The organism is Rhodococcus sp. NPDC057297, from assembly GCF_042667435.1.
GTDB lineage: Bacteria > Actinomycetota > Actinomycetes > Mycobacteriales > Mycobacteriaceae > Rhodococcoides.
In genome coordinates, this window is sequence record NZ_JBHUZE010000001.1 from 128,497 (window position 1) to 141,779 (window position 13,283).

Consider the following 13,283-nt stretch of genomic DNA (forward strand, 5'->3'; position numbering starts at 1 on the left):
GCCGACGATGCCCGGGGTGTCCGAGGACTCGCCCGACGCTCGGATCGTTGCGGCGCTGGTCGCAGGCGAACTTCCGGGCCTCGGCGACGCGTACGACAGGCATTCCGGCCACCTGTTCAGCTACGCGAAGGCAATGCTGGCCGACGAGGACGCCGCTGCCGACGTCGTTCACGACGCGATGCTGATCGCAGCAAGGCGGATCTCCGTCCTTCGCGATCCGGAACGATTCCGATCCTGGTTGTACGCGATCGCACGGGGCGAATGCCTGCCTCGGCGACGCCGCGACCGGTGTGACTTCAGATCCACGATCGCGTCCGACGCCACCGACGAGGAACGGTCCGTTCAGGAGGTCGTCGCGACGGCGGCAGCGACCTCCAGCCCCGAGCATCGTGAAGTCCTCGACCTGAGCATTCGCCACGGTCTCGCCGACGCCGAGGTCGCCGCCGTGCTGGGGATCGGGACGCATCGCGCGTCGACCCTGATCTCGCGCGCGCGCGAGGAGCTCGAGCGTTCGACCGGCACCGGCCGGATTCGCGTCGCCGGAGCGGCCGCGATTCTCAGGCTTTTCCCGCTGGCAACCGCGCCGTTCGGCCTGCGCGAGAAGATATTGACCGACTCCGAGATGGGGGTCGTCGTGAATACGACCACCCTCGATCGGACCGACCGACACGGCTTCCCGACGCATGGTCCGGCCTCCGGGAAGGTCGTGTGGGCGGCGGCGGCCGGATCTGCTCTGCTGATCGCGGCGGGGATCGGATTCCTGGTGGCAGAGCCCGCGAGCCGCCCGACGGCACCGGCGCAGGTCGACGTCGCGCCCGGCCCCGTCCCGAGGACCATCCCCGCCACGACGAGCGAATCGCCGTCCCCGTCGCCCGCGCCGCCGACGACTACCCCCGCCCAGGTCAACACCGTGGTCCCGGAAGCGCCTGCCCCCGTCGTCGTACCTCCCGCACCGGCGCCCGTCACCACCACTGCCGTAGTGCCGACGACGACTGCCCCACCGGTGACGACCACCGAGCCACCCGTCACGACGACCGAACCCACCTCGACGACGTCGAACGCTCCCGTCACCACGACGACCCAACCGCAGCCCGAGAACGGCTGAGTTTCTCAGCATCGATCCGTACACTCGGCGGGATGCTCATGACGCAAGATGCTGCGAGGGCGGCTCGCTGGCGCGGATTCCACGCGTATCTCGACGTTGCCGTCGTCGTGCTCGTGTTGATCGCAACGAACCTCATCGCGCATTTCACGACGGTGTGGGCCAGCATCGCGACGGTCCCGATCGCCGCGGTCGTTCTCGTCGCCTTGACCAGGCGCCGGGGTCTGGGCTGGTCCGAGCTCGGTCTGTCGCCCAAGCAGTGGAAGACCGGTTCGATCTACGCTCTCGCAGCCGTGGGGCTGGTCCTCGCTGTCATTGCGATCGGCGCACTGTTGCCGATCACACGGCCGTTCTTCATGGCCGATCGATACGCAACCATCTCGGCCGCGCTGGTCGCGTCGATGATCGTCATCCCGCTGCAGACCGTCATCCCGGAGGAACTCGCCTTCCGCGGCGTTCTGCACGGCACCCTGGGACGGATCTACGGGGCGCGCGGAGTGTTCGCGGCCGGCTCGCTGCTGTTCGGCCTCTGGCACATCGCGTCGTCGCTCGGCCTCACCGCCAACAACACCGGCTTCAGCAACTTCCTCGGCGGCGGACTGTTCGGCCAGGTCGTCGGCATCGTCGGGGCGGTGATCGCGACAGCTGCGGCGGGATTCGTGTTCACCTGGCTTCGCAACCGGAGCGGCAGCCTCATCGCTCCCATTGCCTTGCACTGGTCCCTCAACGGCCTCGGCGCCCTCGCCGCTGCGTTGGTCTGGCACGCCTCGACCAGCTGAGCAGTCGAGGGACAGTCGACTATTCCTTCGCCCTCCGGGCCTTTTCGTCCGCTTCGATGATCGCTGCTTCGTCGAGGGTGGGTGCGCTGCCGCCCAATCGTGCGGGTACCCACCGGGCACCTGCCGGGTGCTCGTAACCTTGCTGCGCCGCGCCGAGAGCGCTTTCCAGTCCACTGCGCAGGGCTGTGGTGAGTTCGTCGGGGGTTCCGTGCGGCGCAATTGCTTGTCCGACGGCGATGTGCACGGGAAAGTTGTGTCTGCCCAAAGCTTTCGGCATGTCCTTGGTCATGATGCGCTGCGACCCCCAGATGGCGACCGGAACTACCGGAACGTTCGCTTCCAGCGCCATCCGCGCTGCGCCCGATTTGAACTGCTTCAGCTCGAAGCTTCTGCTGATGGTGGCCTCCGGGTACACGCAGACGAGCTCACCGTCCCGAAGCGACTGCACGGCAGCGGCATACGACTCGGCTCCGGCTGCGCGGTCGACTCCGATCGCTTTGCAGTGACGCATCAGGAACCCGACGACGGGATTGCGCCCGAGTTCCTTCTTCATCATGTAGCGAACTCGTCGCTTACCTTGGCGCGCAACGAGTCCGACCTGCATGAAGTCGAGGTACCCGGTGTGGTTGACGGCGAGTACGACGCCACCACTTCGCGGAATGTTCTCGGTTCCCCGATAGGTGATGCGTAGGCCCTGCACAGCGGTGATCGCACGAACCAGCCCGGTCAACGCGGCATACACCGGTTCGCGCGACATGGCGTCAGCCCTCCCTTTTCGCCTTTCTTGCTGCCGCGTCCGCGGCGTCGAGCTTGTCCGCTTCTTCGAGTGTCGGAGCGCTGCCACCGAGGCGTGCCGGCACCCAGTACGCACCCTGCTCGTGCGGGTATCCGTCCTGCAGTGTCAGCAGCATCTCTTTCATCGTGGAATGCAGCTTCTCGGTCAGCTCGTTCGCCGGGCCGACAGGCTCCAGCGGCGCGCCGACGGCGATGCGGATAGGAGTGTTGGTGCGGCCCAGCCTCTTGGGGAATCCTTTGGTCCAGACGCGCTGCGCACCCCAGATGACCGTCGGGATGATGGGAACACCTGCCTCGATGGCCATGCGTGCCGCGCCCGACTTGAATTCCTTGATCTCGAAGCTGCGGCTGATGGTCGCTTCCGGATACACCCCGACCAGCTCGCCCTTGCGTAGATCAGCGACCGCGGCCTTGTAGGACTCCGCGCCGGCGCCGCGATCGACAGGAATGTGCTTCAGGGACCGCATGATGGGACCGGAAATCTTGTTGTCGAACACTTCCTTCTTGGCCATGAACCGGATGTACCGCTTCACCCGCCGGGGCGGCAGCCCGGCATAGGTGAAGTCCAGGTACCCGGTGTGGTTGACGGCGATGACCGCGCCGCCACTGGCAGGAATGTTCTCCTCCCCCTCCACCTCGAACTTCAGGCCTTGGGACGCGAAGACGACGCGGGCGATGCCGATGACAGTTCGGTAGACGGGTTCCACAGTCGGCTAGCGTAGTCGTATCGGGCGGTCGCGAGAAGAACGCTCCGGGGAGAAGCCGTGAACGGGGAAGGTCAGCTGAACATGAGTTCGCTTAGCAGAATCGCTCGTGCCGGTGTAGGGCTGCTGGGGGCAGTCCTGGTACTCACCGCATGCGAGGGTGACGGCCAGCAGGGCATCCCCACCGATCCACCGTCGGCACCCACGACGGACGAGACGGCCACAGCGACAACCCCGACAACGACCCCGACGACGACCCCGACGACGACCACGCCCGAACCGCCTCCAGGACCCGCCGTCGGCGACGTTCCGGGCAATCCGCAGGCTGCGTCTGCCCTGCGGGCGTTCCTGACCGACCTGCAGGCCGGAGGGCCGCCGGCTGTGACGCCGACGTGTTGGACCGTGCCGCCGGCGGACATTCCGGTGCGATACTCCGACGTCGCCTCGATTCTCGACGCGGCCGGTCAGCCCGGCGTCGACGGTCAGTACGCGGTGACGTGGACCGGCCCGGTGTCGACGGTGTCGATCAAGCGCAGCGAGATCGCCTCCGGTTATGCCTGCCCGAGCGTCTACCCGACCGGCACCGCACCGGTCTTCACCGACCTCGACGCGACGTACACCGTCGAGCGGTACCTCGGGCGATTCACGGGAGCGCCGGTCGACCCCGCCGACCTCGAGGGCGACTACCCCCTCGTCTGCGACACTCGCCCGACGTGGGATCCACAGGGAACAGGCGTTCCCACGCCCGCGCCGCTGGCGAACAACCCGGGCAGGCTCACCGGGTCGGCGTCGTACGACCCGGCGAGCGTCTACGTCGCCTTCACCAACGGGGACTACAAGACGGTGTACGCCGACGTGACGAACGTGTCGGGATTCGAACAGAACCAAGTGTTCACACTGGGCATCGGGGCCAACGGGTACTGCATAGGCGACATCGCCTGACGCAGCGTCCACGAACGGGGGGTACGACACGATGCTGGGGATCGACACCAAGATACTGCTGCTGCTCGCCGGGCTGATCCTGCTGTGGGCACTGGGCCTCGGCGTGTGGAAGTACCGTCAGATGGCGACGTCGCCGACGGCTCTGGCTCACCCCTACGTCGACATCGCACACCGCGCCGCACTGATGTACTCCTTCGCGACCCTGATCCTCGCAGCCCTGGCAGAGTTCTCCGGTTTTCCGACGGCCGTGAACCTGATCGCCGGACTGGTCGTCACCTTCTTCTTCGTCGCGGCCATCGCCAGCTACATGGTTCACGGACTGTTGAAGGACACGGACAACCAATTCGAGAACCCCGTCCACGGCACCCACGGCTTCATGTGGACCCTTGCCGTCGCCGAAATCGGAGGAACCGGGGTGCTGGTTGCCGGCTTCGTCGTCGGGCAGTTCTTCTGAACCCATGGCTACCCGACGTGTACGTTCGGCCGTCGATCTCGGTCGGGTTCCGCCCGGCGCAATACTTCTCTGGTCACCGGAGCGACTTCGCCGACGCCGATGAAGAGGAAACGCAGTAGGTTCACCAGCGGATTGCCCTCGGACCATTCGAAGTAGACATCGGGGCGTACATCGGTCACGTCTCTGATCTGCAGCAGCACTGCGGCAATGGAATTGGGTACGGCCGAGGCGTCGACCCACAGCACCCGGTAGTCGCCCTTCTGCTCTCCGTGGACGAGGAGGTCCGAGCTGAAGTCCGAGGCGTCCCGGATGTTGGCCTCCAGGAACAGGATCGGCTCGTCCGCGGGAATGTTGCTGTCGCGGCGCTGCTGCTTTTCCTTCGCGGCGTACTCCGCCGGGTCCAGATGCCGGGCGTCGTGGCAGACGATGCGTATCCGGCCGCGTGCGGCTGCTTCCTCGATGAACTGCAGTGACTCCTCGTCGAATTCGACGGAATCTGTGCGTAGTTCGAACGACCTCGTGACCCTCGACCAGAACGACACGGTCATGATCACCAGAATGAAGAACGACGCCACCTTGACGCCGTCGGGACGCTCGAAGATGTTGGTGACGGTGGTGTAGACGAAGACGACGGCGATGACCGAGAAGACCCACATCTGCACACGCTGACGGTTGCGCGCAGCGGAGATCGCGACTGCAACCGACGCGGAGGTGATGAGTACCAGAACACCCGTCGCGTAGGCAGAGCTCTGAGCGTCGACGCTTGCCTCGAAGTAGAGCGTGACGGCCATCGCGATCAACGAGAACACAAGCACCAGTGGTCGAATCGCGCGAGCCCACTCCGGTGCCATGCCGTACTTCGGCAGGTAGCGAGGGACCAGGTTGAGCAGTCCCGCCATCGCCGACGCCCCAGCGAACCACAGGATCGCGATGGTGCTGACGTCGTAGGCGGTGCCGAACACTTCGCCGAGGTATTCGTGCGAGAGATAGGACAACGCGCGTCCGTTGGCTCCCCCGCCGCTCTCGAACTCGTCCTGCGGAATGAGGACCGTGGTGATGATGCTCGACGTCAGCAGGAAGCCACTCATGATGAGGGCAGCCGTGGTGATGAGTCTTCTGGCGTCGCGAATCCGGTTGGGAAGCGCATCGTCACCGTCGGCGGCGATCTGAGGCATCACGGCGACGCCGGTTTCGAAACCGGACAGGCCCAGTGCCAGTTTGGGAAAGACGATGAGGGCGACGGCAATCATCATGAGCGGGTTGCCGTGCTGCGCGGTCATGGCGTGCTGCCAGTCGGACAGCAGCGACGGATTCTTCGCGATCTCCCAGAATCCGACGAAGACGACGACGAGGTTCAGCGCGAGGAACGTCCCGACGAGGACGACGGCGATTCCGATCGCCTCGGTGAACCCTGTGAGGAAGACCGCGGTGAGCAACGCAAGCAGCACCAGGGTGACGATCACCTGCGCACTGTCCAGACCTGCTGGTGCGAATGGGTTTTCGATCACGTGCGCCGATGCGTCGGCCGCGGACAGCGTCATGGTGATCAGAAAGTCGGTAGCCGCGAAGCCCAACAGAACGAGCACCAACACCTTGCCGCCCCACTTCGGCAGCAGCTTCTCGAGCATCGCGATGGAACCTTCACCCGTCGGGCTCTCTCGGGCGACGCGCCGATAGACCGGGAGAGCCCCGAACAGCGTCAACACGATCAGTACGACGGTGGCGAGCGGTGCAAGAGTGCCCGCGGCGAGGGCCGCGATTCCCGGCTGATAGCCGAGCGTCGAGAAGTAGTCGACGCCCGTCAGGCACATCACTTTCCACCACGGGTGGGTGTGTTCGGCTTCGGTGGGTTTGCGGTACGGACCCAGATGCCCGGATGGGTTCTCGGTCACCTCACCGAGGAACCACGAGCGCAGACGCACCATGCGACAGAGCGTAAACCCGCCGGGCGGCACGCGGCGGAACTACTGTGGATCCCATGACTCACGTGGTGGTAGCGGGTGCCGGTCTTGCCGGAATTGCATGTGCGCACGATCTAGGCCGAAAGGGCGTCGACGTCACCCTCGTCGACCGCAACGACTATCACCAGTTCCAGCCCTTGCTGTACCAGGTGGCGACGTCGCAGCTGCCCGCCGAGGACATCGCCCGGCCGTTGTCGTCGATCTTCGAGTCGATGAAGTCGGTGCGCGTCGTCCAGGCCGAGATCACGGATCTGAACTTCTCCGAACGCTCCCTCGTAGCGGGTGGCGAACGGGTGTCCGGCGACTACCTGGTGGTGGCTGCGGGTGCGACGGCCAACTTCTTCGGCACACCGGGCGCCGAGGAACACTCGTTTCCGCTCTACTCCGTCGCCGACGCCGAGAAGCTGCGTCACCACGTCAGCGACCTACTCCGGGGCGAACACGACCCGCTGGACGTGGTGATCGTCGGAGGCGGTCCTACCGGAGTCGAAACCGCGGGCGCGTTCGCCGAGCTGTTCACGGCGCTGCGCAAGATGAACCACCCGGGCGGTCGCGGCGAGGCGTGGTTGATCAACCACGGGCCCGCGCTGCTCGCGCCGTACAGCGAACGCTCCCACGAGTACGCCCACGACAAGCTCGTTCAGCACGGTGCGAAGGTGCGGCTCGGCGTCGGTGTGGCATCCGTCGACGCCGACGGTGTGCTGCTCTCCGACGGCTCTCGCCTGGCCTCCCGCACGGTCGTCTGGGCAGGCGGGGAGTCCGCGTCACCCATCGCGTCCACGGCGTCGGTGACGCCCGGCCACGGCGGCCGCATCGACGTACTCGCCGATCTGACGGTACCGACGTTCGACGACGTGTACGCCGTCGGCGACGTGGCCAACATCCCCGGTTCCGACGGAAAGGCATTGCCTCAGTTGGGATCCGTCGCGCAGCAGGCAGGAGCGTGGACCGCCCGCAACATTCTGCTGTCGATCGCGGGTGAACCTCGAAAGCCGTTCGCCTACAAGGACAAGGGCATCATGGCGATGATCGGACGCGGCGCCGCCGTCGCCGAGGTGGGAGCGCACCGTCACCAGGTGGAGGGTCCCCTCGCGTTCGCGGCCTGGTTGGGTGTGCACGCCGCCCTGCTCAGCGGCGCTCACAGCAAGGTCGACGCCTTCCTGTCCTGGGCGTGGGACTATTTCGACAGCGACCACGCTGCCATCGTCGAATGCCACGGCGACCCCAAACGCATCGCCTGGGCAGGCGACGCCAAGCCGACGATCTGACGCTAGGGCCTGCTTCGGGCGTAGTGCACCACTCGGCGCGCCGATCGTGCGACGGCCTCGTCGATCAGACGTCCGTTCTTGTCGACGCCGACGCCGGATGTCGCGCGCGCAAGGGCCTCCAGGATCTCCTCGGCCTCCTGCACCGCCTCCGACGTCGGTACGAAGGCATCCCGTGCCGGAGCCACCTGGGCCGGGTGGATGCACGCACGGCCGCGGAATCCCAGCCTGCGCAGTTCCACGGTGTCGGCAGCGAACGCATCGGTGTCGCGGAACTCGACCGAGACCGCGGCAAGGGGCGGTTCGAGTCCCGCTGCCGCGCTCGCGACGACGACCTGACTGCGTGCGAACAGCAACGCGCGACCGTCGCCGCCGGGCTCGATGGACAGGTCGGCGGCGAGGTCGACCTCGCCGATCTGCAGGAACCGCAGCCTCGGGCCCGTCGCGATCGCCGGTAGGGCGAGTAGCCCTTTTCCCGTCTCGATCAGCGCCGAGAGTTCCGCGTGCGGTGCGACCGAATCCAGAATGCGCGCGGCTGCTTCGATCTCCTCCAGCGATTCGACCTTGGGTAGCCAGATCCCGGTGAGGTTCGGGCCGGCAACCGCACGAATGTCCGCATCCTGCAGAGCACCCGGATTCACCCGCACCCAGATCTCGACCTGGCCCGGTTCGCAGGCCGCCAACCACTTGGCGACGGTGCTGCGCGCCTCGTCCTTGTTCGACGCCACGACTGCGTCTTCCAAGTCCAGGACCACGGCGTCCGCTCCGGATCTCGACGCCTTGTCGAAACGAGCGGGTACGTCGCCCGGCACGTACAGGAACGTCAGTGCGGTCATCCGATCACTCCGTGGCCTGCCACGAGTGCCTTGGCGATGACGGTGCGCATGATGTCGTTGGTTCCTTCACCGATCGCCATCAGTGGGGCATCTCGGTACAACCGCTCGACCACGAATTCCGTGGAGTATCCGTAACCGCCGTGAATGCGCATCGATTCCAAGCTGGCTTCGATCGCGGTTTCGGAGGCGAAGTACTTGGCCATCCCGGCTTCCATGTCGACGCGTTTGCCCGAATCAGCCTGTGATGCTGCCCAATACGTCATCAATCTCGCGGCTTGTAACCGTGTGGCGATGTCGGCGATCTTCAGTTGGATGGCCTGGAAGTCCGCAATGGGTTGGCCGAATGCAGTGCGTTCCTTCGCGTACTTCAGTGCGGCATCGTAGGCGGCCTGGGCGATTCCGACGCTGCGGCCCGCGATGTTGAGTCGCCCGATCTCCAGCCCGGACAGCGCCTGCTGCAACCCACGACCCTCGACACCACCGAGGAGGGCCGACGCTGGAACGCGGACGTCCTGGAGGTGGATTTCGCACGACTCGGTGCCCTTGTAACCGAGCTTGCCGAGATCGCGCTGTACTTCGAATCCCTCGGTCTCGGTGTCGATCAGCAACAAGCTCATGCCCTTGTGCGCTGGATCGGCGGTGTTGTCGGTCTTCACCAGCGTCGGCAGGACATTCGCGTAGCGGGCGTTGGTGATCCACGTCTTGGTCCCGTTGACGATGTAGTGGTCACCGTCGCGCTTGGCGGTCGTCCGAATTCCCTGCAGGTCGGTTCCGGCACCGGGCTCGGTGAGGCCGACACCGGTGCGATACACACCTGCCGCGAGTTTCGGGAGCAACTGTTCCTTCTGCTCCTGGGTACCGTGCTTGGCGATCATCCAGCAGGACAGGTTGTGACTGCCGAGGATGCCCGCCACACCCATCCACCCACGTGCGAGTTCCTCGTAGACCAGAGTGAAGGACACCTTGTCCAGGTCCAGTCCGCCGAACTCTTCGGGAGTGGTGATTCCGAACAGGCCCATCGCTTTGAGATGTTCGACGATTTCCGTCGGGTATCGGCCGCTGCGCTCGTATTCGCTTGCAACCGGGATGATTTCCTTGTCGACGAACTTTCGCAGTGCGGATCGAAAGTCCTGCTGTTGCTCGGTGAACGTGAAATCCATGACGTGTCCTAGGAGTCGGTTGTTCGGGAGATCTCCGCTGCCAGATCGAGCACGCGGGTCAGGTCGGGTTCGAGTTCGAGATGCGCGACGATGTCGGCCAGCTCGGCGGCGCGTGGATGCTCACCACAGTTGGCCAGGAACTTGGCGCGCAGTTCGTCGTCGGTCAACGGCGAACTCGGCGTCCCTCGGCTGCCACCGACCTCACCGGTGAGCGTGGAACCGTCGCGCAGGGTGATGACGGCCTTGCCCGGTGCTGCGGCGGCCGGACCGTCGGTGGGCGCGTCGATCACCTCGACCGCCTTGGCGATCTGCAGAACATCACTGCGCGAGATCGATTCGTCGGTGTAGGTCGCGATGGTCACCGACCCGTCGACGAGCAACGCGGCCACGCTCCACGGCAAATCGAACTTGGCATCGTAGGTACTCCGCGGTGCGGCCGTACCCGCGTGCTCGCCGCACACGAAGGGCGACGAATCCGGATGTACGTGTACCTGCACGGACACGATGTCCGACGGGTCGACGACGGTTCCTGCCGTCGCTGCGGTCACGGCATCGAGGGTCACGTGCATGAGCTGGCACGCCGGGTACGGTTTGATGCCGATCTGCGTTGCTTCCCAGCGTGTTCCGAGATCCTCGGTCAGCACGGCGAAGTCGACGGGCCGATCGGCAAGCGCTGCGTACACACCCCGGCGACCGTCGAGCACGGTGCGTGGTCCGGTGGCACCGGCGGCGGCGAGACGGGCGGCGAGAATGCCGTCGACACTCGCGCTACCCGGGTGCAGCGACTTGGTGTCGGCTGCCGTGTCGAGGAATTCGAGGAGCCCGCCGCTCGAGGATCCGGCGATACCCAGTGCGTCGACGACGGTGTCCTCGTGCGAGCCGACGAGTTTCGATGCCACCACGGCTGCGGCGAGTGGTCCTGCTACCGCAGTGGCGTGCAGGCCTCGTGCATGGAATCCGTGCGGACTGACGGCGCCGAGCCGGCACACCGTCTCCATGCCGATCACCGACGCCGTCACCACCTCGGCACCCGTCGCGCCTACCTCCTGGCCGACAGCGAGTGCGGCGGGAAGCACCACTGCAGTGGCATGCACGAGTCCGCCGGCGTGGGTGTCGTCGAAATCCAGTGCGTGCACCATGATTCCGGTTGCCATGGCAGCGGCAGGCGCAGAGAGTGCGACGTCTCCGCTGAGCGCTCGGGCTTCACCCGGCCCACCGAGCGCGTGCGCGACGGCCCACCCGGGAGCGCCCGCACCCAGCCTCCGCGCGGCGATGGCGTCGCCGATCCCGTCGAGGAGGTGCCGTTTCACGGCATGGGCGACGTCATCCGGAACGTCGTCGGAACCGAGTGAAACAACCCATCCAGCAAGGGTTTCCGATGCAGTGCTCATACGGTGATGCCTACTGCATTCTTTCCGAACGCACCGCTGCGGCGAAGTTCGGCGGCTGTCTCGGCGTCGTAGCCGAGCGAGTCGAGCACGTCGTCCAAGTGTTCTCCGCGGAGCGGGGCGCGGGTGTAGACGGCGGGCTCGCTGCCGAATCGAACGGGCGATGCGACCTGTTTGATCGTGCCGAGATTGGGGTGTTCGGTCTCCACGATGAGGCCGCGAGCGAGAGTGTGCGGTTCGGTCAGCGCCTCGGCGATGTCGTTGATCGGCCCGGACGGCACACCCGCCGGGCCGAGCAGCGAAAGCCAATGCGCCACGGACTCCGTCGCGAAGATCTTCTCCAGTATCGGCAGGAGAGCGTCGGCGTTCTTTCCGCGTTCGGTGAAGTTCGCGAACCGTGGGTCCGACGCCAGGTCCGGCGCACCGATGGCCTCGACAAGGCGCTGCCAGAACTTCTCCTTCGCACAACCGACCACGAGCCAACCGTCCGACGCCTCGAAGGCCTGGAACGGAACGAGCGACGGATGAGCCGAGTTCTTGGTCCGGACCGGTTCGAACCCTTCGTTGAGATGCCACGTGGCCGGATAGGTCAGCAGTCCCATGGCCGTGTCGTACAACGACAGATCGCAGTCGCCGCCGACGCCGTCACGCCGTGCCGCATGAAGGCCGGCGAGAATGCTGATGGCCGCCACGAACCCGCCCGAGTAGTCGACAAGGGACAGACCGGATTTGGTCGGTGGACCGTCGGGATCACCGGTGACGGACATCCACCCGGCCAGGCCCTGGAGAATGTAGTCGTACCCCGGTTCCTTCGCGCGTGGGCCGGTCATGCCGAAGCCGGTGAGGCTGCAGCACACGATGGCAGGATTCAGATGCTTCAGGTCGTCGTAGGTGATGCCGATCTTCGCCGGCACGTCGCCGCGGAGATTGGAGTAGACGACGTCGCTTTCTCGCACCAGATCCTCGAAGACGCGGCGACCGGACTCGGTGTTCAGGTCGATGGAGATACTGCGCTTGTTCCGGTTGAAGGTCTCGAAGAACAGCGAATCCTCACCCGACGCGTACGGAGGCACGTACCTCCCCACGTCACCTCCGACACCGGGGTCCTCGACCTTGAGGACGTCGGCGCCGAGGTCCGCCAGGTGGAGGCTGCCGAACGGGCCGGCACCGTACTGCTCGAGCGACAGGATCCGTACGTCTTCCAGTGGTCTCATTTCGCCACCCCGTTGGTGCCGGTCGAGACGAGGGCCGACAGTTCCAGTGGTCCGGCCTTGGCGTCGGGGAAGTAGTTCTGGCCGATTCCGCTTGCGCGAGTGGCGATCATGACCGACCGCTTCCAGGAGATGATTTCGTCGCCGTCCTGATTCAGCCCGCGCGTGATCATCGAGATGATCCCTGCATACGGCCTGGACTTGGATTCGCGTTTGTCCGTGCAGAGACTTTCCGCGTACAGGGTGTCGCCTGCGTACAGCGGGTGACTCATCTTGATGTCGGTGAACGCGAGGTTGGAGATCGCGTTCTGACTCATATCGAGCACCGAGATACCGAGAACAACGGCGACGGTGAGCCCGGAATTGACGATCACTCGTCCTTCGGTGATCGGATTCTGTTCTGCAACATGCGCGTTGAAGTGATTCTGGTTGGTGTTCATCGAGAGCAGCGTGATCCACGTGTTGTCGGCTTCGCTGATGGTGCGACCGAGCGGATGCTGGTACACGTCGCCGACGACGTAGTCCTCGAAGAATCGTCCGAGCGTTGCGGGGTGAGTTGCCACGGTGCCTCCTCAGGCTTGGGCTGTAGCGTTGCTCACACCATAAACATCAGATGTTTAACGAGTCAAGGGTTGCGCGAAGTCGATAATGGGTGCAGCTCCGCCGTCTTCTCGGCCAGGAGGCCA

13 protein-coding genes are annotated in these 13,283 nt (G+C 65.4%); 5 read left to right on the forward strand and 8 right to left on the reverse strand.

The window, feature by feature from the left end; all coding sequences use genetic code 11:
- Positions 1-7 precede the first annotated feature (7 nt).
- Together ACFULT_RS00560 and ACFULT_RS00565 are read left to right on the forward strand one after the other, a co-directional pair.
- Positions 8-1,105, forward strand: coding sequence for an RNA polymerase sigma factor (locus ACFULT_RS00560; protein WP_378480338.1), 1,098 nt, complete (start codon positions 8-10; stop codon positions 1,103-1,105).
- Positions 1,106-1,137: 32 nt separating this feature from the next.
- The gene (locus ACFULT_RS00565) at positions 1,138-1,881 is read left to right on the forward strand and encodes a CPBP family intramembrane glutamic endopeptidase (protein ID WP_019667113.1); all 744 of its coding nucleotides are present in this window, start codon (positions 1,138-1,140) and stop codon (positions 1,879-1,881) included.
- Positions 1,882-1,900: 19 nt separating this feature from the next.
- On the opposite strand, the gene ACFULT_RS00570 is transcribed toward ACFULT_RS00565, so the two are convergent.
- Complete coding sequence (locus tag ACFULT_RS00570; protein ID WP_037112543.1) at positions 1,901-2,638, reverse strand: 1-acyl-sn-glycerol-3-phosphate acyltransferase; 738 nt, start codon at positions 2,636-2,638, stop codon at positions 1,901-1,903.
- Positions 2,639-2,642: 4 nt separating this feature from the next.
- Positions 2,643-3,383, reverse strand: a complete 741-nt coding sequence (locus ACFULT_RS00575) for a 1-acyl-sn-glycerol-3-phosphate acyltransferase (RefSeq protein WP_037112542.1) — start codon at positions 3,381-3,383, stop codon at positions 2,643-2,645.
- 81 nt (positions 3,384-3,464) lie between these two features.
- Between ACFULT_RS00575 and ACFULT_RS00580 the strand changes: the two genes are divergently transcribed.
- Positions 3,465-4,322 carry a hypothetical protein gene (locus ACFULT_RS00580; protein ID WP_378480339.1) on the forward strand — a complete coding sequence of 286 codons (858 nt, stop codon included), beginning with the start codon at positions 3,465-3,467 and terminating at the stop codon, positions 4,320-4,322.
- A gap of 31 nt (positions 4,323-4,353) precedes the next feature.
- Positions 4,354-4,776, forward strand: a complete 423-nt coding sequence (locus tag ACFULT_RS00585) for a hypothetical protein (RefSeq protein ID WP_378480340.1) — start codon at positions 4,354-4,356, stop codon at positions 4,774-4,776.
- Between the two features lie 8 nt (positions 4,777-4,784).
- Here ACFULT_RS00585 and ACFULT_RS00590 read toward each other — a convergent pair whose 3' ends face one another.
- Entirely contained in the window at positions 4,785-6,701 is a 1,917-nt protein-coding gene (locus ACFULT_RS00590; RefSeq protein ID WP_378480341.1) for an amino acid transporter, read from the reverse strand.
- Between the two features lie 53 nt (positions 6,702-6,754).
- On the opposite strand from ACFULT_RS00590, the gene ACFULT_RS00595 reads away from it, so the two are divergent.
- Complete coding sequence (locus ACFULT_RS00595) at positions 6,755-8,005, forward strand: NAD(P)/FAD-dependent oxidoreductase (protein ID WP_378480342.1); 1,251 nt, start codon at positions 6,755-6,757, stop codon at positions 8,003-8,005.
- A gap of 2 nt (positions 8,006-8,007) precedes the next feature.
- Here the strand turns inward: ACFULT_RS00595 and ACFULT_RS00600 are convergent, their stop codons facing one another.
- The 5 genes from ACFULT_RS00600 to ACFULT_RS00620 are packed head-to-tail and all read right to left on the reverse strand — an operon-like array spanning position 8,008 to position 13,160.
- Positions 8,008-8,838 carry an HpcH/HpaI aldolase/citrate lyase family protein gene (locus tag ACFULT_RS00600; protein ID WP_378480343.1) on the reverse strand — a complete coding sequence of 277 codons (831 nt, stop codon included), beginning with the start codon at positions 8,836-8,838 and terminating at the stop codon, positions 8,008-8,010.
- Positions 8,835-9,998: an acyl-CoA dehydrogenase family protein gene (locus ACFULT_RS00605; protein WP_020111785.1), complete on the reverse strand. Its 1,164-nt coding sequence runs from the start codon at positions 9,996-9,998 to the stop codon at positions 8,835-8,837. Before ACFULT_RS00605 ends, ACFULT_RS00600 begins: the two co-directional genes overlap by 4 nt.
- An 8-nt stretch (positions 9,999-10,006) precedes the next feature.
- The gene (locus ACFULT_RS00610; RefSeq protein ID WP_378480344.1) at positions 10,007-11,389 is read right to left on the reverse strand and encodes an MmgE/PrpD family protein; all 1,383 of its coding nucleotides are present in this window, start codon (positions 11,387-11,389) and stop codon (positions 10,007-10,009) included.
- A complete protein-coding gene (locus tag ACFULT_RS00615) occupies positions 11,386-12,600 on the reverse strand; it encodes a CaiB/BaiF CoA transferase family protein (RefSeq protein ID WP_378480345.1) in 1,215 nt (404 codons plus the stop codon). Before ACFULT_RS00615 ends, ACFULT_RS00610 begins: the two co-directional genes overlap by 4 nt.
- Positions 12,597-13,160 (reverse strand): MaoC family dehydratase, encoded by a 564-nt coding sequence (locus ACFULT_RS00620; protein WP_019667102.1) that lies wholly within the window; start codon positions 13,158-13,160, stop codon positions 12,597-12,599. The genes ACFULT_RS00615 and ACFULT_RS00620 overlap by 4 nt, the downstream gene beginning before the upstream one ends.
- Between the last annotated feature and the right edge of the window lie 123 nt (positions 13,161-13,283).

Excerpts from the sequence above, each read along its gene's own strand:
- ACFULT_RS00565 (WP_019667113.1), top strand. The coding sequence starts at position 1,138 with ATGCTCATGACGCAAGATGCTGCGAGGGCGGCTCGCTGGCGCGGATTC.
- ACFULT_RS00605 (WP_020111785.1), bottom strand. The coding sequence starts at position 9,998 with ATGGATTTCACGTTCACCGAGCAACAGCAGGACTTTCGATCCGCACTG.
- ACFULT_RS00560 (WP_378480338.1), top strand. The coding sequence starts at position 8 with ATGCCCGGGGTGTCCGAGGACTCGCCCGACGCTCGGATCGTTGCGGCG.
- ACFULT_RS00600 (WP_378480343.1), bottom strand. The coding sequence starts at position 8,838 with ATGACCGCACTGACGTTCCTGTACGTGCCGGGCGACGTACCCGCTCGT.
- ACFULT_RS00590 (WP_378480341.1), bottom strand. The coding sequence starts at position 6,701 with ATGGTGCGTCTGCGCTCGTGGTTCCTCGGTGAGGTGACCGAGAACCCA.
- ACFULT_RS00570 (WP_037112543.1), bottom strand. The coding sequence starts at position 2,638 with ATGTCGCGCGAACCGGTGTATGCCGCGTTGACCGGGCTGGTTCGTGCG.
- ACFULT_RS00595 (WP_378480342.1), top strand. The coding sequence starts at position 6,755 with ATGACTCACGTGGTGGTAGCGGGTGCCGGTCTTGCCGGAATTGCATGT.
- ACFULT_RS00610 (WP_378480344.1), bottom strand. The coding sequence starts at position 11,389 with ATGAGCACTGCATCGGAAACCCTTGCTGGATGGGTTGTTTCACTCGGT.
- ACFULT_RS00615 (WP_378480345.1), bottom strand. The coding sequence starts at position 12,600 with ATGAGACCACTGGAAGACGTACGGATCCTGTCGCTCGAGCAGTACGGT.
- ACFULT_RS00580 (WP_378480339.1), top strand. The coding sequence starts at position 3,465 with ATGAGTTCGCTTAGCAGAATCGCTCGTGCCGGTGTAGGGCTGCTGGGG.
- ACFULT_RS00585 (WP_378480340.1), top strand. The coding sequence starts at position 4,354 with ATGCTGGGGATCGACACCAAGATACTGCTGCTGCTCGCCGGGCTGATC.